The sequence below is a fragment of the Acinetobacter yuyunsongii genome, assembly GCF_041021915.1.
In the GTDB taxonomy this organism is placed as follows: domain Bacteria; phylum Pseudomonadota; class Gammaproteobacteria; order Pseudomonadales; family Moraxellaceae; genus Acinetobacter.
The window spans coordinates 770534-795021 of sequence record NZ_CP157435.1; the positions used below are offsets into that span (position 1 = coordinate 770534).

The 24488-nt window shown below is 38.6% G+C and carries 22 protein-coding genes, 1 other RNA gene and 1 pseudogene; 13 read left to right on the forward strand and 11 right to left on the reverse strand.

The features are described 5' to 3' along the window. Nucleotides 1–24 precede the first annotated feature (24 nt). Nucleotides 25–1062, reverse strand: coding sequence for a type IV pilus twitching motility protein PilT (locus ABLB98_RS03730; protein ID WP_178883219.1), 1038 nt, complete (start codon nucleotides 1060–1062; stop codon nucleotides 25–27). A 123-nt stretch (nucleotides 1063–1185) separates the two neighbouring features. On the opposite strand from ABLB98_RS03730, the gene ABLB98_RS03735 reads away from it, so the two are divergent. After that, nucleotides 1186–1863: a YggS family pyridoxal phosphate-dependent enzyme gene (locus ABLB98_RS03735; RefSeq protein ID WP_256415503.1), complete on the forward strand. Its 678-nt coding sequence runs from the start codon at nucleotides 1186–1188 to the stop codon at nucleotides 1861–1863. Between the two features lie 112 nt (nucleotides 1864–1975). Here the strand turns inward: ABLB98_RS03735 and ABLB98_RS03740 are convergent, their stop codons facing one another. Together ABLB98_RS03740 and ABLB98_RS03745 are read right to left on the reverse strand one after the other, a co-directional pair. Beyond that, a complete protein-coding gene (locus ABLB98_RS03740; RefSeq protein WP_348883161.1) occupies nucleotides 1976–5572 on the reverse strand; it encodes an AAA family ATPase in 3597 nt (1198 codons plus the stop codon). A 9-nt stretch (nucleotides 5573–5581) separates the two neighbouring features. Further along, nucleotides 5582–6832, reverse strand: coding sequence for an exonuclease SbcCD subunit D C-terminal domain-containing protein (locus tag ABLB98_RS03745; protein ID WP_348883162.1), 1251 nt, complete (start codon nucleotides 6830–6832; stop codon nucleotides 5582–5584). A gap of 164 nt (nucleotides 6833–6996) precedes the next feature. Between ABLB98_RS03745 and ABLB98_RS03750 the strand changes: the two genes are divergently transcribed. Continuing rightward, nucleotides 6997–7779: a crotonase/enoyl-CoA hydratase family protein gene (locus ABLB98_RS03750; protein WP_348883163.1), complete on the forward strand. Its 783-nt coding sequence runs from the start codon at nucleotides 6997–6999 to the stop codon at nucleotides 7777–7779. Nucleotides 7780–7829: 50 nt separating this feature from the next. Here the strand turns inward: ABLB98_RS03750 and ABLB98_RS03755 are convergent, their stop codons facing one another. Further along, the gene (locus ABLB98_RS03755; RefSeq protein ID WP_348883164.1) at nucleotides 7830–8489 is read right to left on the reverse strand and encodes a hypothetical protein; all 660 of its coding nucleotides are present in this window, start codon (nucleotides 8487–8489) and stop codon (nucleotides 7830–7832) included. Between the two features lie 616 nt (nucleotides 8490–9105). On the opposite strand from ABLB98_RS03755, the gene ABLB98_RS03760 reads away from it, so the two are divergent. Together ABLB98_RS03760 and ABLB98_RS03765 are read left to right on the forward strand one after the other, a co-directional pair. Next, nucleotides 9106–9555, forward strand: a complete 450-nt coding sequence (locus ABLB98_RS03760) for an ABZJ_00895 family protein (RefSeq protein WP_348883166.1) — start codon at nucleotides 9106–9108, stop codon at nucleotides 9553–9555. Nucleotides 9556–9626: 71 nt separating this feature from the next. Continuing rightward, complete coding sequence (locus ABLB98_RS03765; RefSeq protein WP_348883167.1) at nucleotides 9627–10532, forward strand: TIGR01777 family oxidoreductase; 906 nt, start codon at nucleotides 9627–9629, stop codon at nucleotides 10530–10532. Here the strand turns inward: ABLB98_RS03765 and thiO are convergent. Both thiO and hemB read right to left on the reverse strand, forming a co-directional pair. Then, on the reverse strand, nucleotides 10518–11639 hold the full coding sequence (gene thiO, locus ABLB98_RS03770) for a glycine oxidase ThiO (RefSeq protein ID WP_348883169.1): 1122 nt from the start codon (nucleotides 11637–11639) through the stop codon (nucleotides 10518–10520). The two genes, ABLB98_RS03765 and thiO, sit on opposite strands and share 15 nt — an antisense overlap. Nucleotides 11640–11718: 79 nt before the next feature. Continuing rightward, on the reverse strand, nucleotides 11719–12732 hold the full coding sequence (gene hemB, locus ABLB98_RS03775; protein WP_348883170.1) for a porphobilinogen synthase: 1014 nt from the start codon (nucleotides 12730–12732) through the stop codon (nucleotides 11719–11721). A gap of 171 nt (nucleotides 12733–12903) precedes the next feature. Here hemB and ABLB98_RS03780 point away from each other — a divergent pair, with 171 nt between their 5' ends. From ABLB98_RS03780 to ABLB98_RS03790, 3 genes are all read left to right on the forward strand, one after another. Then, complete coding sequence (locus ABLB98_RS03780) at nucleotides 12904–13401, forward strand: thioesterase family protein (RefSeq protein ID WP_087544948.1); 498 nt, start codon at nucleotides 12904–12906, stop codon at nucleotides 13399–13401. A gap of 265 nt (nucleotides 13402–13666) precedes the next feature. Next, nucleotides 13667–14815, forward strand: a complete 1149-nt coding sequence (locus ABLB98_RS03785; protein ID WP_348883171.1) for an HlyD family efflux transporter periplasmic adaptor subunit — start codon at nucleotides 13667–13669, stop codon at nucleotides 14813–14815. Nucleotides 14816–14821: 6 nt separating this feature from the next. Next, nucleotides 14822–16348 carry a DHA2 family efflux MFS transporter permease subunit gene (locus ABLB98_RS03790; protein WP_348883172.1) on the forward strand — a complete coding sequence of 509 codons (1527 nt, stop codon included), beginning with the start codon at nucleotides 14822–14824 and terminating at the stop codon, nucleotides 16346–16348. Nucleotides 16349–16521: 173 nt separating this feature from the next. Here ABLB98_RS03790 and ABLB98_RS03795 read toward each other — a convergent pair whose 3' ends face one another. From ABLB98_RS03795 to ABLB98_RS03810, 4 genes and pseudogenes are all read right to left on the reverse strand, one after another. Then, a complete protein-coding gene (locus ABLB98_RS03795) occupies nucleotides 16522–17001 on the reverse strand; it encodes a hypothetical protein (RefSeq protein WP_348883173.1) in 480 nt (159 codons plus the stop codon). Continuing rightward, on the reverse strand, nucleotides 16991–18109 hold the full coding sequence (locus ABLB98_RS03800) for a protein kinase (RefSeq protein WP_256414740.1): 1119 nt from the start codon (nucleotides 18107–18109) through the stop codon (nucleotides 16991–16993). The genes ABLB98_RS03795 and ABLB98_RS03800 overlap by 11 nt, the downstream gene beginning before the upstream one ends. Before the next feature lie 166 nt (nucleotides 18110–18275). Next, nucleotides 18276–18635, reverse strand: a transfer-messenger RNA (tmRNA) gene (ssrA, locus tag ABLB98_RS03805). A gap of 185 nt (nucleotides 18636–18820) precedes the next feature. After that, a pseudogene (locus tag ABLB98_RS03810) lies at nucleotides 18821–19091 on the reverse strand (hypothetical protein); the annotation flags it as partial. A 371-nt stretch (nucleotides 19092–19462) separates the two neighbouring features. Between ABLB98_RS03810 and ABLB98_RS03815 the strand changes: the two are divergent. Both ABLB98_RS03815 and ABLB98_RS03820 read left to right on the forward strand, forming a co-directional pair. After that, a complete protein-coding gene (locus ABLB98_RS03815) occupies nucleotides 19463–20086 on the forward strand; it encodes a MarC family protein (RefSeq protein ID WP_348883174.1) in 624 nt (207 codons plus the stop codon). Nucleotides 20087–20306: 220 nt separating this feature from the next. After that, nucleotides 20307–20828 carry an acyl-CoA thioesterase gene (locus ABLB98_RS03820; RefSeq protein ID WP_005158145.1) on the forward strand — a complete coding sequence of 174 codons (522 nt, stop codon included), beginning with the start codon at nucleotides 20307–20309 and terminating at the stop codon, nucleotides 20826–20828. Between the two features lie 133 nt (nucleotides 20829–20961). Here ABLB98_RS03820 and ABLB98_RS03825 read toward each other — a convergent pair whose 3' ends face one another. Continuing rightward, nucleotides 20962–21177 carry a hypothetical protein gene (locus tag ABLB98_RS03825; RefSeq protein WP_348883175.1) on the reverse strand — a complete coding sequence of 72 codons (216 nt, stop codon included), beginning with the start codon at nucleotides 21175–21177 and terminating at the stop codon, nucleotides 20962–20964. 477 nt (nucleotides 21178–21654) lie between these two features. Here ABLB98_RS03825 and ABLB98_RS03830 point away from each other — a divergent pair, with 477 nt between their 5' ends. From ABLB98_RS03830 to ABLB98_RS03845, 4 genes are all read left to right on the forward strand, one after another. After that, on the forward strand, nucleotides 21655–22686 hold the full coding sequence (locus ABLB98_RS03830) for a GTP-binding protein (RefSeq protein ID WP_348883176.1): 1032 nt from the start codon (nucleotides 21655–21657) through the stop codon (nucleotides 22684–22686). Nucleotides 22687–22743: 57 nt separating this feature from the next. Continuing rightward, on the forward strand, nucleotides 22744–23274 hold the full coding sequence (locus ABLB98_RS03835; RefSeq protein ID WP_348883177.1) for a YaeQ family protein: 531 nt from the start codon (nucleotides 22744–22746) through the stop codon (nucleotides 23272–23274). Between the two features lie 19 nt (nucleotides 23275–23293). Continuing rightward, nucleotides 23294–23635, forward strand: a complete 342-nt coding sequence (locus tag ABLB98_RS03840) for an FKBP-type peptidyl-prolyl cis-trans isomerase (protein ID WP_005158141.1) — start codon at nucleotides 23294–23296, stop codon at nucleotides 23633–23635. Nucleotides 23636–24020: 385 nt separating this feature from the next. After that, nucleotides 24021–24416 carry a hypothetical protein gene (locus ABLB98_RS03845; RefSeq protein ID WP_249571284.1) on the forward strand — a complete coding sequence of 132 codons (396 nt, stop codon included), beginning with the start codon at nucleotides 24021–24023 and terminating at the stop codon, nucleotides 24414–24416. The last annotated feature ends 72 nt before the right edge of the window (nucleotides 24417–24488 follow it).

The window sequence follows — 24488 nt, forward strand, 5'->3', positions numbered from 1 at the left end:
GATATTTCTCTAATCCGTTTATTATTATAGGAATGACTCAGGTTGTTTTGCTGCAGTACGGGCAACTTGAGGGCTAATAACGCCTTTTGAAACTAAGGCCTTAAGACTTTGGTCAAGTGTAGTCATACCGTAGTTTGCACCCGTTTGGATGGCAGAATACATCTGAGCTACTTTATTTTCACGTACAAGGTTACGAATTGCTGGAATTCCAATCATGATTTCATGTGCTGCAACACGACCACCGCCATTTTTCTTCAATAATGTTTGTGAAATAACGGCTTGTAGTGATTCAGAAAGCATGGCACGAACCATATCTTTTTCTTCGGCAGGGAATACGTCGATGACACGGTCAATTGTTTTCGCTGCAGAGGTCGTATGCAGTGTACCAAAAACCAAGTGACCTGTTTCAGCCGCAGTTAACGCAAGTCGAATGGTTTCTAAGTCACGCATCTCACCGACAAGAATAATGTCAGGGTCTTCACGAAGTGCAGAACGAAGTGCTTGGTTAAAGCCATGAGTATCACGATGCACTTCACGTTGGTTAATCAAACATTTTTTAGATTGGTGTACAAATTCAATCGGGTCTTCAACTGTTAAAATATGGTCATAACGGTTTTCATTAATATAATCAATCATCGCAGCGAGCGTCGTTGATTTACCAGAACCCGTAGGTCCTGTAACCAAAACGATACCACGTGGATAATCACAAATTTCTTTAAAAATTGAACCTAAACCAAGGTCTTCCATGGTTAAAACTTTAGATGGAATGGTACGGAATACCGCGCCAGCACCACGGTTTTGGTTAAATGCGTTCACACGGAAACGTGCAATATTAGGCACTTCAAATGAAAAGTCAGTTTCTAGATCTTCTTCATAATCACGACGTTGTTTATCATTCATGATGTCATACACTAAGCGGTGTACATCTTTATGTTCTAGTGCTGGTAAATTAATACGACGGACTTCACCATCTACACGAATCATTGGTGGCATACCTGATGAAAGATGTAAGTCTGAAGCACCGTTTTTAACTGCAAATGCTAGTAATTCTGTAATATCCATGATTTCCCCGAAACAATCAAAATGCCTCATTCTTTTATAGAATAATATACGGCTTTCACTCTGTGTTACCAACATATTATAGAATGTGAGAGAAAAAAGATTTTGTAAGTGAGAACTGTGTCAATGAATAAATCTGAGCAATTCCGTCAATCTGTTTTAAATCAAATAGAGCAAGCTTGCCAGCAGGTGAAACGTGATCCTTCGACCGTACAATTGTTGGCTGTTTCAAAGACTCATCCGAGCCAAACCTTACGAGAAATGTATACTGTTGGTCAGCGTTGTTTTGGTGAAAATTATTTGCAAGAAGCCTTGACTAAAATTGATGAATTACAAGATTTAGATATTGAATGGCATTTTATTGGTCATGTACAACGCAATAAAACCAAGCATTTAGCAGAAACATTTGATTGGGTGCATGGAGTCGATCGCTTCATTATTGCAGAACGTTTATCCAAGCAACGTTTAGAAAATCAAAAACCGTTAAATATCTGTATTCAGGTAAATATTGATGGGCAAAATTCTAAAGATGGTTGCCAACCAAATGAGGTTTTAGAATTGGTTCATCAAATCAGCCAGCTTCCACACATACGTTTGCGTGGTCTGATGGTGATTCCAGCACCTGAAAATTATGCTGCGTTTATCGATGCCAAGGCCTTATTTGATGAAGTGAAGTCTCAGCATGCACAGCCGCAAGACTGGGATACATTAAGTATGGGCATGTCTGCCGATCTCGAAGCTGCGATTGCAGCAGGTTCAACTATGGTCAGAGTAGGAACGGCATTGTTTGGTGCAAGAGGATGAGCGAGGAAAAGCAAAGCTACCTCGTTTCACGATGTCTTGCGAAGCTATGTTTCTCATTTGCCCGAAGCGCGAGACGAGAAACTATGTTTCGGGTAACTGGTTAAGCCCTGTATCAGCCCACCAGCTCAATCCGACTTGAACCTGAGCCAATTGACTGTACCTGAATCTGTACAGGAATACGCTCATGCATTTCCTGAATATGCGAGATCAATACCACTTTACGGCCTTGGCTTTGCAGTTGATCTAGCGCATTCATCACCATATGCAAGGATGAAGCATCCAGTGTGCCAAAACCTTCATCAATAAACAGTGATTCGATTTTCATAGAACCTGAAGCCATATTGGCAATTGCCAAGGAAATCGCAAGGGCAGTCAGGAAAGACTCACCACCAGACAGTGAAGCCACTGAACGGGTTTCTCCATCCATATCATGGTCAATGATGGCTAGGCTGAGGGAGTTATCCAAACGTTTTAAGGTATAACGCTGCGATAGCATTGCTAATTGTTGATTGGCATATTCCAGCAAAATATCCAGATTATATTGCTGAGCTAAGTCACGGAAATCTTTACCTTTGGAATCGCCAATTAAACTAGAAATCTTATTCCAACGGTGTTCCTGCTGCTGAATCTGCTGAATTTGATCTGCAAATTGTTTTTGCTTGGCAAGGTTTTGTTGATGTACTTCTAATTTCAGTTTGAACTTATCACGTTGTTCGGTTTGCTGTTGTAGCTTCTCATGATTGAGATGGATGTACTCAATCAACTGGGTGTGTTCGATGGGTGGCTGTTGTTGCTGATGTATCTGTAATTGCTGTTGCAGCGTTTTCAATGCAGAGGCGGCCTCATTGAGTAAGCGTTCTGCATGTTGTAGCGATGTTCGAACGTGCTGTTCTTGCTCAGCACGAATAGCAAGTAAGTCAGCTAATTGATGCTCTTCAAACTCAGGATGCTGGCTTAACCATGCTCGAATTTCAGTTTTAGATTGAGTAAGAGTAGATTGTTGCTGTTGTTGTTGAGCCTTGAGCTGTTCCAGTTCATTTTTCTGCTGTTCATAGATTTGACGAGTCTGTTCAAAACGCTGCTTGATCTGCTGATATTGATTTTGGAGTTGCTGACGCTGTTGATCGTGTTGGTTTAACCATTCATTGGCTTTCAGTTCGGTTAAACCTGTCATCACTACAATTAGTTGATGCGCTGACTCTGTATTTTGTTTGCCTTTAAGCTCGACATCTTTGAGTTGCTGGCTAAACTCCGCATGTTGAGTGTTCAAGCTGGTTAAATTGGTCTTTAATAGATTCAGTTGCTGTTCAAGCAGCTGCTGTTGCTTGCTGAGTGTTTCAGCTTGTTCAATCTGTTGAACACGTTGCTGTAAACGTTGTGCTAGCTGTTGAGCAGAGCTTAGCGTTTGCTGTTGCCATAAGTTTTGTTCATCGCTAGTCAGGCAATCTACAACATGCTGAATCTGTTGCTGTGACTGCTGTACGCTTTCAAGTTGATATCGGATATTTTGAATCGTTTGAGTCAGGTGATAGTGGTCTTTATTGGCCTGATGCAGTTGCTGTAACTCAATTTCAATCTGCTGTTTGAACTGGGTTGCCTCATTGATGTATTGCTGTTGAACGGTAGTGATTTTCGCATGCGACTGAGTTAAATCTAGGAGGATCTCGAACTGTGCGGCATGTTTGACTAACTCCTGATGTTGCAGTTTGAATTTGTCATCTGCTTGTTGCACTGCGGATTGCAATTGAGTCAGTTCGGTACGAATCTGGGTAAATTGCTGCTGTGTGTTTTGCCAAAGTTGAAAGCATTGTTGCTCTTGCTGAATGGTCTGTTGTTCTTGCTGTTGTTGCAGCTCATACAAGGCTTTGGAGAGCTGACTTGCATCATCACGATAGGGATGTTCGGTGCTACCACAGACCAGACAGGCTTTTCCGTGTTTGAGTTCTGCACGGAGATGTTCAATATTTTCAGCATGTAATAAACGTTGTTGTTGCAATATCTGCTGCAATTTTTCCCGTTCATTTTTGGCAGATTGGAATGCGCCTTGGCTAGTTTGCAGTTGTTGGTCAAGTTGCTGATGTTGTTGCTGTGTGCTACTGAGCTTATGGCTTAGTTCATCACGGTCTTTGTTAAGTTCAAAATAATGCTGTAACTTTTGCTGAATTAGATCCAGTTGATTCAGTCTGGCTTGTTGCTGTTCTCTGAGTTTTTGTTTCTGTTCAAGCTGGCTTTCAATCTGTTGTGGTGTACCAAATTTTTGAATGAGCTCATTCAATACGATCTGATCTTGTTCAAGTTTGGATTGTGCCTGTTGAATCGAACCTAAATTTTGTTCGACTTTTTGGTATTGCAGAATAAATTGCTGCAGCTGCTGAAGATGTGCATTCAAGCCCTTATCTAAAGTGGAGAATTGTGCGCTTTGTTGCAGTTGATCAGAGCAGCTTTGTTGTTGTATCGATAAGCTATGGTGACTTTGTTCAAACTGCTGTTGCTGCTCAAGTAATGGTTGTTGTTGCGCTTCGTTTTGGTTTAAGCGGAGTTTGGTTTTCTTATATTCATCGGCAATGTATTCACGTTCCTGTACATATTTACGCACTTGAGTGAGTTCATGCTGATGGTTTTGTTCAAAACTCTGAAATTGCTGTAAGGCTGTTTCAGCCTGCGTATAAGCCGTTTTTTCTTGCTCAAATTGGCTGCTTACAGCGGTAAAGTGCTGCTGCTTGTGTTGAATCTGCGGTTCGAGCTGTTGCAGTGCTTTTTCCAGTTGTTGCTGTTGGAATACAATCGGACGAATGCCTGAAAAGGTTTCAAGTTGGTTGAGTCGATTGCGATCTGCGGCTAAAGCCTGATGTGCTTGAATTTGAATCTCATGCTGTTGTTGTTTTAGTGTGATTTCAGTTTCGAGTTTCTGTCGCTGTTCAAACCATTGTTGCTGTTGATTAAGCTGAACTTTGTCGGCTTCCAACTGTTGAACCTGTTGTTTTATCTGCTGGAATTGAGTCTGTAATTCAGCAACTTCTTCATCTGAACGGATTTCAATATGACCTAACATATTTTCCAGTTGCTTGCGTTGATCAGCTATTTCTTTGGTCTTCGTATAAGCCAGTTGTCCAATTTTGGCAAAAATACTGGAATTGGTCAGATATTCGAGTAATTCACCACGTTCATTATCGCGCGCCTTTAAAAATGCCGTGACTTCGGACTGTGCGAGCAATACTGCACGGGTGAATTGTTCAAAACTGAGTTGGGTAATCTGTTGAATATGTGCTTCAACCGCTTTGGTTTTATCTGCGATAACCACGCCATCGGTCAGGCATTTGAGTGAGCGTTGTACACTTTGCAGTTTGCCACTGGCATTTTCACGAGCACGTTTAATTTCCCAACGTGCGAGGTAATGTTTCTGGTCTTGTGCCACAAAACACAGTTCGGCAAAACCATGTCCTGTGCCGCGACGTAGAACCGTTAAAGGGGAGTTGGTCAGTAGTTCCGAACCATCGACATCTAATAGTTTGCCGTCACTTTCTTTAAGACGGGGAATTTTATTAAATAACGCCAGACACATGGCATCTAAAATCGTAGATTTACCTGCACCTGTTTTTCCAACAATGGCGATCAGTCCAGCACTGGCCAAAGGCTCAGTTTCAAAATCAATAAAGTGCTCATCTGCCAGAGATGCCAAATTTTTTAGTCGTATTGATAAAATTTTCATGGCAGGTCCTTAAACAGTCTGATCATCTTCAAGTTGCTTTTGCGCTTCTGCGACCAAACTCATAAAGTCTTTGGTAACTTCATCATCGGCGTGATAGCCCTTTTTCTCCCAAATTTGCTGAAATAGTTTTTCGGGTGTCGGTGGTTCTAAGCTAATGTTCTGCTTGCTCTCTGCATTGCTTTGATTGGAGAGATATTGTCTGGAAATACGCACCAGGCGGTAGCGATCTTTGGGCAATGCATCTTCAAATTGTTGTCGTAGATTCGGCTGTGGTGGTGTCGAGGTATGATATTCAATATCGACATATTCACGATGCTCGAGATTTTCGATCGGTTCATTTGGTAGATTGCGCAGATGTTGCATGACTACACTGAGTTCATCTTTAATTTTATGCAGTTGAATACTTCTGGGGATCGGCAAAGCTTCAAAGTTAAACGAATCTTCACTTTTTGTAGGATCAATGCTGACTTCAACCACTTGGTGCTTATAGTTGATTTCACTAAATGACAAAGGAATCGGTGAACCACTATAACGAATATGTGGATGCTGTACTTTTTGCGGTTTATGCAAATGCCCTAGTGCTACATAATCAATGCTATCATCGAACAGAGCTGTAGATAGTGCTTCTTCATTACCAATAATAATCGGTCGTTCTGAATCCGAAGTTTCACCACCTTGCATATGCGCATGTGACATCAGAATCAGGGCCTGATCATCGGTTTTACGGCGTTTGGCTTCTTCGATTAACTGTTGGTGTAAATAAGCAATCGCATTTTGGCTGTTGGTGGTGTGTTCATTAAAGCCTGTGATTTCAACTGAACGTAGGAATGGTAGGGCAATACACCACGCCACAATCTGCTTTTGTTCATCATAAATTGGCAAAATTAAACGTTCTAAATCGAGGCTTTTATCTTGATTCCAACGAATCACACCAACCGTTTTAGCATTGTATTTTGCTAATAAGGGCTCGACTTGTTCAATGCGATAGCCCGAATCATGATTGCCTGCAATCATCAAAGTTTGCATCTGTGGGGCAAGTTCATGTGCATCGGCAAGGAATTGATAGAGTTGTTTTTGTGCCTGTGAGCTGGGATTAATCACATCAAAAATATCACCCGCAATGAGTAATGCATGCGGCTGTTTGGCTTTGATCTGCTCAAGTAACCATGCCAAGAATTGTTCATGTTCGTAGTGGCGGGAATGATTATAAAAAAACTGCCCCAAATGCCAGTCAGACGTATGAAAAAAACGCACGGTCATAAATGAATCTAAACATAAAATAAACCTGAATAAGGTAGCACGGATTCAGCCAAAAAGTAGAGCCTTGTAGCGTTGAATAACATAGACAAGATATGTCTTGATCATTCGGAAATGATCAACTAGTTTGTTACCAACATTATTACTAAAAAACAGGAAATAAAAGAATGAGTTTAGGAAAAGTAAGCCGTGAAATCATGGACCATATTATGTTGATTGGTTTAGACCGAGTGGCAAAACGAAATGCCTTTGATAGCCATATGATTGAGGATTTATCTCTGGCTTTAACCGAATATGAGAACAATCCTGAATTACGTTGTGCCGTGATTTTTGCACATGGCGACCATTTCACGGCAGGTCTGGACTTGGTGGAATTACAACCCAAAATTCCTCAAGGGATTTTTAGTTTTGAAGAAGGGCAAATTAACCCTTGGGGTGTTGGAGGGCGGCATCGAACCAAGCCTGTCGTTGTTGCGGTGCAAGGGATTTGTTATACCGCTGGGGTAGAGTTGATGTTGAATGCAGATGTTGTCGTCGCTAGTGAAGACACGATTTTTGGTCAGCTTGAAGTATTACGCGGAATAATGCCTTTTGGTGGAGCAACAGTGCGTTTTGTTCAGGCTGCAGGTTGGCAAAAAGCCATGCCGTATTTATTGACAGGGAAAACTTTTGATACTCAGAAAGCCAATGAACTAAATTTGCTTTCTGAGATTGTTGCTAAGGGCACACAACTTAATCGGGCTATCGAGATCGCCCAAGAAATCTGTATTGCTGCACCGCTTGCTGTACAGGCCTTATTGGCTTCGGCAACCGATGCGGTTACTCAGGGAGAGGTTTTCGCATTTCAGAATATGGACAGTTATCTCAAGCGATTGTTTGCATCGCAAGATGCTCAAGAAGGTGTACGTGCGATGCTTGAGAGACGTCTTCCTCAATTTAAAGGTGAGTAAGCGTTGGTTTGAGTTCATCTGAAGTTTATTTTGCTTATCGACGGAGTTGTTTAGATTTTCCTTCTTTCAGGCTTATATTGGGATTGTATTTTTTTCAATGCATGAAATAAGTAGTGGTGTCTTTCTGGAGCGAGTCCAAGACCAAATGTGATAGGCTGATTTGCCTCAATGACAATTTGGGCTTGTTGTTTATTGGATGAGTTAGTTGAGCGGTTTTCTCTAATTCGACTAACGTCATTCCAATTAAAATATTTTGATTTTCCTATTCTGCCAATTCCCGTAAATACACGTCCACCTTGTTGATTAATTGTGAGCTCAATTTTACCAAATAGCATCATCAGTGTAAGCGAACCAAAAATGATGGTTCCAATCAGAAATGGGATACCAAATAGACTTTGTAAAAGGCTAAATTGCTGTTTTGCGATTTGAGTTCCATAGATTCCGCCTAGCGAACCACCAGACCAAATCAACATAAAAGGCACTAGAAAGAAAGCAATCGGGCTTCTCAGTGTTGCGCCTAGTTTAATTTCTTGCATATTATTTTTATACCAAGTACCGCTTGGGGGTTGATTGATATCAAATGCATATGATGGCGTATCAAAATTTTCAGAAATACGAAAAATATGATTGCAAACTTGGCATTTCCCCATATCCGTTTGGATATTGATATTTTCATTTACAACGTCAACCTGACAGTTTGGACATTTCATTTTTATAGTGCTTAACTTGCTTAATTTTATGAAATTTTAGTATAGCATTGTCATTTTGCATTCTCATCAATTTCATATCGAACAAAGACGTGATGATCTAAATTCAGGAAATAGCTTTGCCAATAACAACAGTTACAGCACCCAATGGATGGTATGGCATCGGGCATTGCAATATGCTGTCGTGAACACTTTTGTTTTAATAGGATAATATTCAATAGAAAGATTTTCTATTTTGCTAATCGTCTTAACTGAACACAGATGTACATCGCATTGTGAACTTGAAAATTGAATTTCAATAGATATGACATGGTTTATATTCTGATTTTTTATTTTTGAGCATTATAAAAAATAAAAACCGACGATTCGAGTGATGATAAATCGTCGGTCAAAATCTTTTTCAACGGCTTTGGCTGCTAACAAAGCCATTGTTAAAGATGGAGAGTCATAATGAAAGGTCACCGAAAAATATTGCGGATGCCGTGCAATGAACATTCGGTTGCTGCGACCTTGTACCCTATATAACGCTGCTAGGTGTGGATTGGTTGACATAAAAATGAAAAAAAAGTGAAAAAAATTTATAATTATTTTTGAAGTAGATTAGATTTGGTTTATTTACATGATTTCATTGCGTTTGTACTACCTTTGGTTTTTTATTGTGTGCTTGATTTCTAGCCTAATCGCTGGAGTCATCGCTGCAATTTTACCTAATAGCATTAGAGGAGTGCTTACAGCCATTCCTTATCTAATTGCAATGATTTTTGTTTTATTCAAATTTCTAAAAAAACAACATCGTGCACCAACCCTCTCGGAAAAGAAACGATTAAGCCTTGGATTTAGCCTCATTTTTTGGGGTTACAATGCATGTGGTTTACTCTTAGGATTGTTTATTTTTGCACGTAAAGATCCAGAAATTTGGCAAAATTTTATTTTATATTTCAAGCAACCTATGTTTTTAATTACTGTTGTTGCAATTTGGTTGATGATCGCAGCACCGTTATTTTTAATTACGTATTGGTTTTATGGCGCACAAGCACAACGAATGGCAAATAATATGTTTAACGGGTAATAAAGTTCACTTGTAATTCACCTGTATTCTGCTAAAAGTTTTAATACGATTCATTTTTGATAGATCAGTCCATGAAAAAAATGACGGTATTGGTGACAGGTGCAAGTGGGTTTATTGGTTCTCATCTTTTACCTTTTCTATTGAAAAATAATTTTCAAGTGATTGCACTGACACGACAAAAAAATAAAGCCTCTTATGATTCAGATTTAACATGGGTGAATGATTTAGATGAAATTAAAGTCATTGAAATTGACTATGTGATCAATTTGGCTGGTGAAAATATTGGTCAAAAACGCTGGACTGATCAAAGAAAAAAACAACTGATACAAAGCCGAGTCGCCATGACGGAGAAACTTTATCAGTGGTTACAGCAAAAAAGCATCTTCCCCCAATGTATTATTTCTGGCTCAGCTATTGGCTATTACGGGATTGATCCTCAAGAAATGTGGACGGCGATCTGTGACGAAAATACACCGCCACAAGCAATCTTTATGTCAAAGCTTTGTCAGGCTTGGGAACAAACAGCGCTTAAATTTACTCAACAAAATACTAAAATTATTCGCTTAGGGGTGGTTTTTGGTGATGGCGGAATCTTGCCGCAAATGTTGTTACCCATTCGATTGAATATGATTGCTAAAATTGGCTCAGGCAAACAACCTGTTGTTTGGATTCATATTCAAGATGTTTTAAGAGCAATTATTTTTTTACTTCAATTACAGGATGATCAAAAAGTTTACAATTTAGTTGCTCCGGAACAAATTAATCAACAAGGTTTTGCTGATGTTGCCGCACGAGTTTTGAAACGTAAACCTTTTATTACAATGCCTAAATGTGTCTTTGAACTGGCTTTGGGGGAACAATCCCAGTTGATTCTAAATGGTCAGTATGTCAAACCCAAAGCATTGCTGGATCAGGGTTTCCAGTTTCAGTATTCCGACCTGAAATCAGCCTTAACTGAAATTCTAGGAAGAGATTAAATCGTGTTTTTTTAAGCGTTCTGGAGAATAGGCCACTGGATCAACAAGGGTTTCTTGCCCCAGCATTAACTGGCGTAATAAACGTGCCGATCCCGCACCCATACACAGCCCATTACGGAAATGCCCAAAATTGGCCCACAGGTTTCCAATTTCAGGCATGGCACCGATGTAGGGAATACCGTGTGGCGAACTTGGACGTAACCCAGCCCAGCGTTGCACAATCGGGAACTGTTCCAGCTCAGGCACCATTTCCAGACACGCCGTTAAAATATCCTGCTGTGTTTGCTCATCCACTGCGGTGCTAAAGCCACAATCTGCCATACTCGAACCACAGACAATATGACCATCCTGACGTGGAATCAGGTACATCACCCGATTCATACACATGGTAGGCAACCAATTTTCAGGCGTTTTAAATAGCAACATTTGGCCTTGTACAGGGTGTACAGGGATTTTTCGTTGTAGCTGTTCAGCCCAGTACTGACTCCAGGCACCTGATGTAATCACGACATGATCTGCACTAAAGTTTCTGCCATCTTCGGTGTGTACACCTTGTACTTTTTTATTTTGAATGATCAGTTTTTCAATGGGGCAATGTTCAAAAAAGTGAACTGAGGGATGCTGTTTAAGATAGCTAATCAGCGATTGTAATAAACGAGGATTACGTACATTCGACAGTTGCGGAAAATGGATGGCTTGTTGAAATTTTTCTGAAATATGCGGATTAATTTGTTCAAGTTGTTTGCGTTCTAACAAATTGCACTGTTGCATGGGTTCTTGATATTGATTGGCGTAATTCAGTCCTACATCAAAGTCTTCCTGATCGAAAATCAGCATGCCTGTATTGTGGATTTGAAAATCAATCTCCGTGATAGGCAGCAGTTTTTCATTCCACATTTGATACAGCGATTTACCGTATTGAGCAAGATGATTAACTTCTGGTGCATAACGCCACGGGTACATTGGGGAAAGAATTCCACCGCCTGCCCATGAGGCAGCCTGACCTGCTTGTTGTTGATCAAAAATATCAACAGAGCAACCTTGTTCAGCAAGTTCTAACGCTGACATCAAGCCGCTAATACCCGCACCAATAATGGCAATATGCATAAAAAATTAAACCAATTTCAAAATTCACCTCTTTGATATTAAAGAGGTGAGGAGTGTTTTAGCTCAGCAAGGGAGATTGCTATCTCATCTCTTTGAGTTTACGTGCAGCATCTTCGGCAAAATAGGTCCAAATACCATCTGCACCCGCACGACGACAGCACATCAATGACTCTAAAATCACGCTTTCAGATAACCAACCATTTTGAATCGCCGCTGCAAGCATGGCGTATTCACCGCTGACTTGGTAGACAAAAGTCGGCACACCAAAAGTATCTTTCACTTCACGGACGACATCTAGATAAGGCATACCCGGTTTTACAATCACCATATCTGCACCTTCCTGAATATCAAGTGCGATTTCATGCAATGCCTCGGCACGATTGCCGACATCCATCTGGTAGTTATATTTATTTGCACCTTTTAAATTACTTGCTGAACCCACTGCATCACGGAAAGGGCCATAGAAGCTTGAGGCATATTTTGCTGAATACGCCATGATATTGGTATAGATAAAACCATTTTGTTCAAGTGCTTGACGAATCGCACCAATACGTCCATCCATCATGTCACTTGGTGCAACGACATCAGCACCCGCTTGTGCATGGCTGAGGGCTTGTTTGACTAGGCATTCTACCGTTTCGTCATTTAAAACATAGCCAGTTTCATCAATAATACCGTCTTGACCATGAGTGGTATAAGGATCAAGTGCGCCATCGGTAATCAATACCATTTCTGGTAATTCTTTTTTCAGTAAGCGGCAAGTGGTTTGAACCAAACCATCTTCATGCCATGCAGCTTCCGCCGTTAAACTTTTGTCTTCTTGTGGGGTTACTGGAAATAAAGCAAGCTTTGAAACACCGAGTTCGAGCAAAATTTCTGCTTTTTTGAGTAATAAATCAGCAGATAGACGCTGCACATTTGGCATGGTTGGAATATCTTGAGTTTGTTGTTGTCCTGGTAATACAAATACTGGATAAATCAAATGATTAGGTGTGAGTTGTGTTTCACTGACCATGGCACGAAGTTGGTCATTTTTACGGATACGGCGCATGCGAGTCGCGGGAAAAGCGGGACGATTGAACGTATAAGTCATAACAATCTCGATGTTCAGTATTACACTATAGGAATAATTGAAATATTTAAGTCATGCTAGGGAGAGCTTAGCGGCTAAGTTCAATTAAATATCCTCGCTATTGTAGCCCCATAATTTTAGATTTGTACAAAATAATGGGATCTTTATCGTTCCTTTGGATTTAGACAGCGTATGAATGATGTAAAGAAAAACTGGACAGGCAATATTCAGTTAGGTGCTAAAGCCGATCATGACGTGGTATTAAAGCAGCTTTGTAAAGCATTTAATTCTTCACCATTTTTTAAGCATTGTGGCATGAGCATGCGCGTTGTTGATGATCAAATTGAAGGTTATATCGAGATGCAGCCTGACTTGGTCGGTAATGTAGCCTTCCAAATTTTGCATGGTGGTGTTGCTGCGACATTACTGGATAGTATTGGTGGCGTGGTTGCAATGGAACAACTTTATCGCCGTGCAACCCCTGAAGATTTACCTGACACGATTAAGAAAGTATCGCGTTTAGCAACTGTAGATATGCGTGTTGATTATCTTGCTCCGGGTCGTGGTCAGTTTTTTACTGCGCGTGCGGAAACATTACGCTTAGGACGCAAAGGCTGTACCATGCGTATGACCATGCTCAATGATGAAGCTAAGCCAATTGCAACAGCAATCGCTTCTTACGCCTTTTAAGTATAGTGTTTGATATGAAAGCGTCTTTTGACGCTTTTTTATTGTTTAAATGAAAATGAAGTAAAATAATTATCAAAATATAAGAATTGAACGCATCAGTTATTTTTTTTATTCTCGTCATATGATTTTTTATCGTTAAAATGCGATTTAAATTTTTGTTTGTATTTTGATCTTTTGTTTTAACATTCGGTTAAGTTTTCAAAATTAAACTGATCTGCTGATTAAACCAAAAGTTAAAAATCCCTTTAATTTTCAGGAATAACATATGACTGACGCCCAAGCTAATCAACAAGATATTGCTGCTGATTCGGCATCAGATGATGCAATGAAAGCAAAACGTAAAAAGTTTTTAGGATTTTTCGCACTTATTCTTATCCTTGCAGCAATTTTGTATGCTATTTGGGCGTTGTTCTTTAATCATGCTGTCAGTACCGATAATGCTTATGTTGGTGCGGAAACGGCACAAATCACCTCAATGGTGAGTGGACAAGTCGCTGAAGTTTTGGTGAAAGATACCCAACAAGTTAAAAAGGGTGATGTTCTCGTTCGTGTAGATGAGCGTGATGCCAAAATCCAGTTGGCACAAGCACAAGCTGAGTTGGCAAAAGCGCAACGTCAATACAAGCAAAGCCAAGCGAATAGTAGCTCATTGAATTCTCAAGTTGTGGTTCGCAATGATGAAATTAATAGTGCACAAGCACAAGTAAGTAAAGCACAAGCAGATTTTGATAAAGCGAACTTAGAATTAAAGCGTCGTAATGAACTTGCTGCTTCAGGAGCGATTTCTAAAGAGGAATTGAGCAAAGCGCAAAGTGCAGTATCGACGGCACAAGCAAGCTTAGATTTAGCTCAAGCGGGCTTAGCCCAAGCAACCTCAAGCCGTAAAGCCGCAGAAAGTACACTTGCTGCAAATGAAGCATTGATTCAAGGCTTCAACGAGGCATCCACGCCTGATGTTTTGGTTGCAAAAGCCCATGTTGAGCAAGCAACGCTTGATTTAGAGCGTACCGTTATTCGTGCGCCTGTTGATGGTGTGGTGACACGCAAGAATATTCAAATTGGACAACGTGTTGCACCTGGTACTGTGATGATGTCAGTGGTGCCTGTATCTGCGCTCTATGTCGACGCAAACTATAAAGAAAGTCAGCTTGCTAAAGTGAAAGCAGGGCAGAAAGTAACGCTTCGTTCAGACCTGTATGGCGATGATGTGGTTTATCACGGGACAGTTCAGGGCTTCTCTGGTGGGACAGGTGCCGCATTTGCCTTGATTCCAGCACAGAATGCGACAGGAAACTGGATTAAAGTAGTACAGCGTTTACCTGTACGTATTACGCTTGATCCCAAAGAACTTGCAGAACATCCATTGCGTGTAGGGTTGTCGATGCAAGCGGACATTGATCTCGCATCGAAGTAATCAGCCATGAAAACGCAGAATCCTTTTGCAGAACTTAGCGGTGGGCGGTTAATGCTCGCCGCATTTGTTATTGCACTTTCCAACTTTATGGTGGTGCTTGATACCACCATTGCCAACGTTTCAGTCCCCCATATTACAGGGAACTTAGCTGTTTCTAGTTCACAAGGAACGTGGGTGATTACCTCTTACGCCGTTGCTGAAGCCATCTGTGTTCCACTTACAGGTTGGCTAGCTGGACGTTTTGGCACAGTCAGAGTTTTTGTCTTTGGGTTAATTGGTTTCACCATCTTTTCATTCCTATGTGGTTTGGCGACCTCACTGGAAATGCTGGTTTTTTTCCGTATTGGACAAGGGCTTTGCGGTGGCCCGTTAATGCCACTGAGTCAAACCTTGTTGATGCGAATTTTCCCACCTGAAAAACACTCACAAGCCATGGGAATGTGGGCCATGACTACCGTGGTTGGACCAATTCTGGGGCCGATTTTGGGCGGACTGATTAGCGATAATCTGTCTTGGCATTGGATTTTCTTTATTAATATCCCTGTTGGAATTTTCTGTGTATTGGCAGCCATCCGCTTGCTGTCTGTAGCAGAAACTAAAACTGAGAAATTACGAATTGATGCAGTTGGTTTAGGTTTGTTAGTCCTTTGGATTGGTGCTTTACAATTGATGCTAGACCTTGGGCATGAGCGAGATTGGTTTAATAGTACCAGTATTATTATTTTGGCATTGACAGCAGTTGTAGGTTTTATTGTTTTCATGATTTGGGAACTCACAGAAAAGCATCCTGTGGTTAACCTGTATGTGTTCCGACACCGTGGTTTTGCAGTTTCTGTGCTTGCACTCGCTTTTGGTTTTGGTTCGTTCTTTGGCAGTATTGTCCTTATTCCTCAATGGCTACAAATTAACTTGGGTTATACCGCCACGTGGGCAGGGTATCTGACTGCAACTATGGGTTTTGGTAGTTTGACGATGTCGCCAATTGTTGCCAAGTTATCAACTAAATATGATCCACGGGCATTGGCTAGTTTTGGACTAGCATTGTTGGGTGTGGTTACGGTCATGCGAGCTTTTTGGGTTACAGATGCAGACTTTATGTCGTTAGCATGGCCACAAATCTTGCAAGGTTTTGCAGTGCCATTTTTCTTTATTCCACTGTCAAATATTGCAATGGGTTCTGTTTTACCTCAAGAAATGGCATCTGCCGCAGGTCTGATGAACTTCCTGAGAACTATGGCAGGAGCGATTGGCGCATCGATAGCGGTGACAATTTGGGATGACCATACCAAGTATGCACGTAGTGAAATGGTGAATAATTTGCACCCACAAGAAGTTCAAAATACCTTATTGCAAAATGGTTTTTCACCTGATGCAACACTCGCCACGATTGCAAATTTAGTTGATAAAGAAGCGATTACGATTTCGGCTAATCATGTGTTTATGATTTTGGCTATTGTATTTATTTTTGCGAGTGCATTAATTTGGATGAGTCCAAAACCTAAAGCAATTACGGGTGGACCTGCGCCACATTAATTTTGATAGATCATTAAATTTTCTTTAAAAAACTCGGATTGATTCATCCGAGTTTTTTTATTTCAATCTGATATGAATGTTTATTTCGTCCAGTTCCCGATATTCTTTTAATTCAGGTTCAAGATTAGTAAGTACGATGTCAGAAAGGAGATGGTATTTTATATCTGTTCTTTTCATAAATCCTCTAAATAAAAACTATTGCAATAAACCATAATTTCGCCAAGAAAATCAGGAGGTATTAATTCTGGATGATTTGTTATTTGATAATTTGACTCTTCTAATAGAGGAATAATATTACGAGTATCAGCGTAACCATCCGACATGATTAGTAATTTATAATCGCTATATAAATCGTGAATTTTTGAACTGTAAATGTATTTAGAGCCTATTGGAAAGCAGATGCGTTTTATCACAGCACCTTTCGATTGTGCATATGACTCAACACTTTTTAGCTGTGTACCTACAAAAACTGTACTTGATCTTGGTTTTATATTAAATTTACTCATAAACCAGTCATCAATAATATGATGAACATCTAGAGGCATATGCGTTGGTTTACGTGTTCCATCAATAAATAGATTTTCATGTATTCCATTTGAAATAGGGCTTCCAAATGCTCTATAAAATTTAAATTCTGAAAAATTATCCATCATTTTCTAGCATATCCTCTAAACGTGTCATACCTTTTCTATCCAAATAATAATAACCATCCCTAATAAATGAAAGATACTCCGTTGCATCTAGATCTTGACGTAGTTCATATCCCTTAAAATTTATTAAAGATAAAATTAGGCCAACATCACCATCACCAGTACGTTGAGTTGGATTGACTCTCAATAAGTAATGAAAAATATATTCTAATACTTTGGATTGCCTATGTTGTAAATCATAGAATTTACTTGCAATTTTATCGCCAATATCCATTTGAAAATGATTTCTATGCACTTCATGTACATAATCCTTAATATCTTCAAATTCGAATACATTTTCATTAAAAAAAATTTTAAATCCTATTAAACCTAAGGCCCATGAATCATAATTCCATGATTTATCAAATATATGATTTTGATTTTCCCTGTAGTGTCTAAGATATTCTGGCGGGGTAGCATAAAGTGAAGTAGTTAATCTTCTCATATTACTTGTTTGTAATTTTATTAAGTCTTCTATTTCTAGATCACTGACTGTTGTAACGTATGATGAGTAGCTTTCTCCAAAATCAACAACCTTAATTCCTGTATTGAATGGTTTAGTAGATAAATCTTTATATTCAAAAGAGTTATCTAACACCATAATATTTGATGGATGTAAATCTCTATGAACTAGCCAGTTACTTAATGGTATTAGTGCATTCGTTACCCTATGAAACAGTTGAACTTTTTCCTCAATAGTTTTATTAGCATAAGTTTCAATTACCTCTTCCAGTGATTGTCCATCTAGCCATTCCAGAACTAGATAACCACCCAAATGATTTTTAAATAACTTAGCATCATAAAGTTCAATAACAGCATTTTCATCATATACATACCCTTGACGTGCAATAAGTCTATGAATTGCTATTTCATTTCTAAATTTTAAAATTTCGATTTCATGTCTAGGTAATAAAAGAAATTTGATAAAAACTTCTTTTTTTAAAGTATAGCTATAAGCTTTATAGGAATGAGAATTCCCACCAAAGTTGAGGGCTTTTATTAGTTTATATTTTCTACTAAAACCATTTTCTCCTAACCCCTTTAATAACTTTTTTAAAATTTTAATTTCCACTTGTACACCAATGAGTTCATTAAATATTGGAATGTACAAGACAGTGTACATTGTGTAAGTACATTATAGTTAGTTATACTTAGGTAAGAAAAAGGCTTAAACCATTACAGTTTAAGCCTTTTTTATTTTGTATAGCATCATTTGACAGCATACAAATTTAGATATTTGGTGGAGGTGGCGGGAGTTGAACCCGCGTCCGCCAGCACTACACTCGAGAATACTACATGCTTAGATATCGTCTATTGTTTTAACACCAAGCGACCCGACGAACAGGGTACAAGGCGCGATCCTCTAAGTTTGGTATAAAGCCCCGAGGCTTGACTTTATACGGACTTGTGTGCGTGCGCTTCGGTCGGGTTCACTGACCACAAGTATTCAGTGAAGCGGACAAGCTGCCCTTAGGCAGCTAGAGCGTAAGTTTCGTCGTTTGCGACTATTAAAATGCAAATTTTATTTACGAGAGAAAATGCGCTCTCGGCATGCATCTATGAGCTTCATCACCAGCGTCGAAGCCAATAACACCCCCATATATGAACGAGCATCATAGCATAAATATTGAAAATTTAAATCTAAATTTACAGGCTTTGAGGTTTGTGGTTAAAAACCAATCTAATTGAAATCATAAATTAATAGCATATCTTTAAGAATTGGCTTTTTAACGTTTAGTTAAATTGCAACTTCAAAAAAGCAATATACATTTAAATCTCTTCATTAAAACAATAGCATATGACTCGGCAGCTTAGGTTCATGCCAACCAACACCCAAAGCCCGAATAAGATCTACGCTAGCAATCATTCGACTGCCATGAAGCTGTGCAGCGAGTTGCTCTTGCTGCAAGATTCCAGTCCGAATCAATCACATCCAGATAGCTGATACTGCCTTCACGATAACGCAAATGTGAAAGCTGATTGGCATGTAGGAATGACGCAAGTGCTCGTACGTGTGCCTGTATTTGCTGATCCAGAATACGCTGATCAGACAGTTCATATACTGATTAAATCCTTATTTTACATTTTCAATACTAGTTATATACAGCGCTACAAATTTAAAGAAATATGAATATGCGAACATATTCAAACTGGTTAGTTTTTATGATTTTACGGTTCATAAAAACTATTTATCAATTTTTCGCTGTTTATTTGATCGCACTTTTTGCCTGTATCACTTATGAGTTTTTTTAAAATTAACTAATTTAAGATACGTGGGTTCAAGCGATGATACTGTTTTTTAAGTGTTGAATCGCAGCATATGCATTCTTTGTTTGATTAATCAGTTGGAATCGTTTTGAAATTCTATTCTCAGTTACTTTAAGTAGAACAAAGTTTAGGTATTAATCGTAATAACGGGAGTTTTATGTTTTCACCCTATATCCATGCATTTGCATTGTTTTTTTCATTATTGAATCCGTTCCTGATGAGTGTCTACATGGTCGGGATGATTCGGAATACCGATGTAAAAGTATTTAATAAAGCATTGATTCAAGGGAGCTTAATTGCTTTTGCTGTTTTTGCATTATTTGCATGGGGCGGTGAGAATATTTTTAGTCGCTACCTAAATGTAAGATTTGAATCTTTCCAAATATTTGGTGGACTAATTTTTCTTGTCATTGGTTATCGTTATGTGTTTCAGGGTGCAGAAACAATCGGTGAAATGCGTGGTGCTCCTGAGCACTTAGCAGGTACGATTGCTATGCCTTTTATGATCGGACTAGGAACAATTAGTGCTGCGGTTGTCACAGGAGTGAGTGTTCCATTTGGAGGAGCAATTGCTGTGATTGCCCTCACATTGGCGTTAACTTGCAGTATTCTTATCGCGATGAAATACGGACACGATCATTTACGCTACAAGCATGCGAAGTATATTGATCGTTACTTTGACATTATGGGGCGTTTATCTGCTTTACTGATCGGTACAATTGCTGTCGATATGATCGTTAATGGCGTGATGGGACTCATTCAAGCTACAAATTTAAATTAAATTATTAGATATAAAATTTTGTATGATGAGTATTTATCTGGTTAATAACACATTGTTAATTTTAGATAAAATCTAATAAAAAGGGTCTATATGTAATCCTGCTGAAATAATGTTTCGATCTATCATAAAAATAGTTGATGATGTTTTATACATTTATACGTATTTTTACGTTGAGGAATGAACGATAATACACATGTTGTATTCTCCTATGAGTTCTCCTATGTATCCATTAGATCAATTGAACCAAGCACCTGATGATCAGTCAGAGCTTACAATGTCAGTTTTAATGACACCTGATATGGCAAACTTTTCAGGTAATGTTCATGGTGGAGCAATTTTAAAACTGCTTGACCAAGTTGCTTATGCTTGTGCAAGCCGTTATTCAGGCAGTTATGTTGTGACATTGTCTGTTGATAAAGTTAATTTTAAAGAGCCAATTTACGTTGGTGAATTAGTCACATTTTTAGCGAGTGTTAATCATGTAGGACGTACTTCTATGGAAGTCGGCATTCGTGTAGAAGCACAAAATATTCAAAAGCGTACAATCAGACATACCAATACCTGCTATTTCACCATGGTTGCTGTGGATGAGGAGCGTAAACCTAAAGTTGTTCCGACATTAAAATTAGATACGGATTGGAAGCGTTGTCGTTTCGAAGCTGCAGAACAGCGTAAGGATCTACGTTTACAAGAAGTACAGCAACCTTCTTGCAGTATTTTCAAAAAAACTAGCCAGTGTTGATTTATTCATCACATTCCTAGTGATCTAAAAAAAGATCGAACCGCAGCATGGTTCGATCTTTTTTTATTTGTAAAGATGAGTCAGATCATTACAAATGTTGTTCTAAAGGGTCTGGAGGAACCTGAAGATCAAATTATTTACTAGCCGCTGGAGCAGCTGTTGTTGCTGCATCACTTGCTGTGGTGTCTGTCGTAGCTGGATTTGAAGTTTCAGGTTGCTCCTGAGTTGATACCACGACTTTCTCTTCAGTGGTTTTGGTACTATATGATTTGTCATGAGCCGAAGCCGCAAATGTTGTTGCCGCTGTTAAAGCAAATGTTGTCGCAATTAAAGTCTTAATGAGTTTCATGTTTGGCATCCATATTTAAACTTAATTAAAAAATTACAGCTTCAATTCGAGAGATAAATGAGAACAAATCTTGAATTTCTGCATGAGGTTTATGCTAAGTGCCTAAGTTTTTTACAGCAATATTCTTAACAATCTTTTACGTCAAACTTAACAATAGCGCATCATAAAACGTGGTTTTGTGATGCGCTTGTAAAGTTATATGCCTGAACCTATCAATAAAATGTATATAAATATGTATTTTTGATTAAAAAATAATCTGTGATTTTACGTGTTTTAAACAAGAGCTTTCTTTTGCAAATAGTTTAATAATTGGATAAAACATTTATATCTTAGTTTTTAATAGTTTTTTAGATTAATTTTGTGATTTAATTCACTTTATTTTTATTTTTAATTGAATTGTTTCATAAATTTCATTCTTTATTTTATTTCGCATATTTTTCTCTTTAGAATGAAATAAATTTTTAATGCGAGTAAATCGTGAAGTTTATTGCTCCCAAAATTGTTCCTACTCACATTATTTCTGGTTTTTTAGGTGCAGGTAAAACAACGCTATTGCAGCATTTATTAACTCAAAAGCCTGAAAACGAAGTTTGGGCTGTTCTAATGAATGAGTTTGGGCAAATAGGTGTTGATCAACAACTGATTACCCAACAACAAGGCTATGCTGTCAAAGAACTACTTGGTGGATGCTTGTGTTGTAGCAGTCAACTTCCTATGCAAATTGCACTAGCTCGCTTACTCAGTGAAAGTAAACCTGATCGTTTATTTATCGAACCAACGGGTTTAGGTCATCCTGCACAATTATTGGAACAACTGACGGAGCCACATTGGCAAAGTAGTTTAGCAATGCGTGCTTTGATGATTGTTGTAGATGGGAGTCGTCTACATGATGAAGATTGGGTTAAACAGAACTTATATACCGATCAACTGAAATCTGCCCAAATCGTAGTCCTCTCGCATATTGATTGTATGTCAGTAGCAGATCATCAAGCCTATGCGGCTTTAAAACAAGAATATGATACTTATGTCCAGCATTGGATTGAAGTTGAGTGTGGCAAAATTGAATTGTCTCAGATTGATATTGTGCAACAACCTGTACAACGTAAGATCCAACCTTTACTCAAGTTACAACAAAAACAGGCTATTGAGTCTCCGTTAGAAATAAAACAACTTCCATATCATTATGTAGAAACGGCCCAAGGTTATACCGTTGCAGGTTGGAAATTGCCTAAACGCTGGCAATTTAAATTTTTTGAACTGTTAGATTTGTTGTGTACGCAACAAAATTGGGTCCGTATCAAAGGGATATTTAATACGGATCAAGGTTGGAAAAGTTTTAACTTTAATCCTCAACAATTTAACTATAAGTCTGCTGAAGAGAGTATTGATAATCGAATTGAAATTATTTGCCAATCCGAACAAGATTGGTTGGGGTTTGAAACACAATTATTAAATTGTCGCCTTGATCTAACTGATGCTCAAAATGATGAAAGCCGATATTTTCTGTAATAAAATAGAGTATGCTTAGCGCCAAATTTGAGTACACCGTATTTAAGAGTATTTTTTATGGCGCTAAAAGCAACAATATATAAGGCAGATCTGAATATTGCCAATATGGATCAGCATATCTATGCAGATTATCAGCTAACACTTGCCTTACATCCGTCAGAGACTATTGAACGTTTGATGGTTCGTATTCTTGCTTACGCCCGTTATGCCGATGAACGATTAGAATTCACTAAAGATTTGTTTGAAACGGATGAGCCTGCGTTATGGCAAAAAGATTTAACAGGGCTTTTAGAAAACTGGATTGAAGTCGGTTGTCCATCTGAAGATAAAGTGAAAAAAGCCAGTGCTCGTTGTAAAAAAGTGGCTGTGATTACCTATGGCTCACAAGCTGCTGATTGGTGGCAAAAAAATACCAAGATTAAGACTTTGAGTAATGTGGAAGTTTGGCAATTAGCATCTCAGACTACACAGGCACTTGAAGGCTTATGTGAACGCACGATGCAATTACAGCTTAATATTATGGATGGAGAGTGGACTTTGTTAAGCGATAACAGTCAAGTCGATATTCAATGGTTACAATTGCAATAAATCAGGTTGGGAGAAAAAAATGAGCGCTGAATTACAAATTATTGATTTAAAAGTAGGTGAAGGTAAAGAAGCTGTTAAAGGTGCTTTAATCACAACACACTATACAGGGTGGTTGGAAGATGGTACTCAGTTCGATTCTTCAATTGATCGCGGGAATTATTTTGAGACGGTGATTGGTACAGGGCGAGTAATCAAAGGTTGGGATCAAGGCATCATGGGAATGCGCGTTGGTGGGAAGCGTAAATTAATCGTACCTGCACATTTAGCTTATGGCGAACGCAAAATGGGAAAAATTATTCCAGCAAATTCAAATCTGATTTTTGAAATTGAATTATTTGATGTTAAAACTCGCGACGAGTGATCTAGTCTCAATGATGCAAAGCATGATGGCATTGATTTGATTGCTTCATTCATGCTTTGCAAAAAAAAGTACAAAAACAATACAAATCAACAAAATTATTTAATCTCAATGTATTGATTTTAAACATTTTTATTTCAGTCTTCTGTTTTTAACAATCTGCTTAAAATTATTGATTCTATAGAAGGTTCTGTATATCTTTTAAACAAAGAGCAATGCATTTTGAATCAAAGTTTTTACAAAAAAATGTGATGTTAATTTACCTTTTAGAAAAATTGCTTTTAATGTTGCCATCCATGATCAGTAGATTCATAAACATGGCGAGGTAAATTATAAAAAATCTATGCTTGTGTTAACGAGCACCAAAAATTGAGTGAGTGAGGCAGCTATGAATGATTATTTGGATATTACCGCTTCTGAGCTATTAAAAGAATTACATAATTTTTTCTTGATTAATACTTATAATGGCGCTGAAAATGGTTTTTGGGTCAATGAAAAAGCATTGATTGATAAACATTATTGGATGGATGGAGAGAACAAGGTCGAGATTATACGAGAGCTGAGTCCTTCACATCAGCATTCACATCCTGACTATCAGATTACCTTATTATCTCCATTAGAAGGGAATGTCCTCTTGCTACAATATGATGGCGTGAATAAAAAGATTCAGACATTCCGCCGTGGTGAATGGGTAAATCGCTTATATAAATATTTTTATCAAAAAGAACGTTATTATTTACAACAACTTTCTGAGCATCCAAATTTTCAGCTCATTCAATATTAAGCTTTCATATTTAGCTCACTAGGTTCTTAATACGTATCGTGTTAGGAACCTAATTACATATTGCTAAAATAT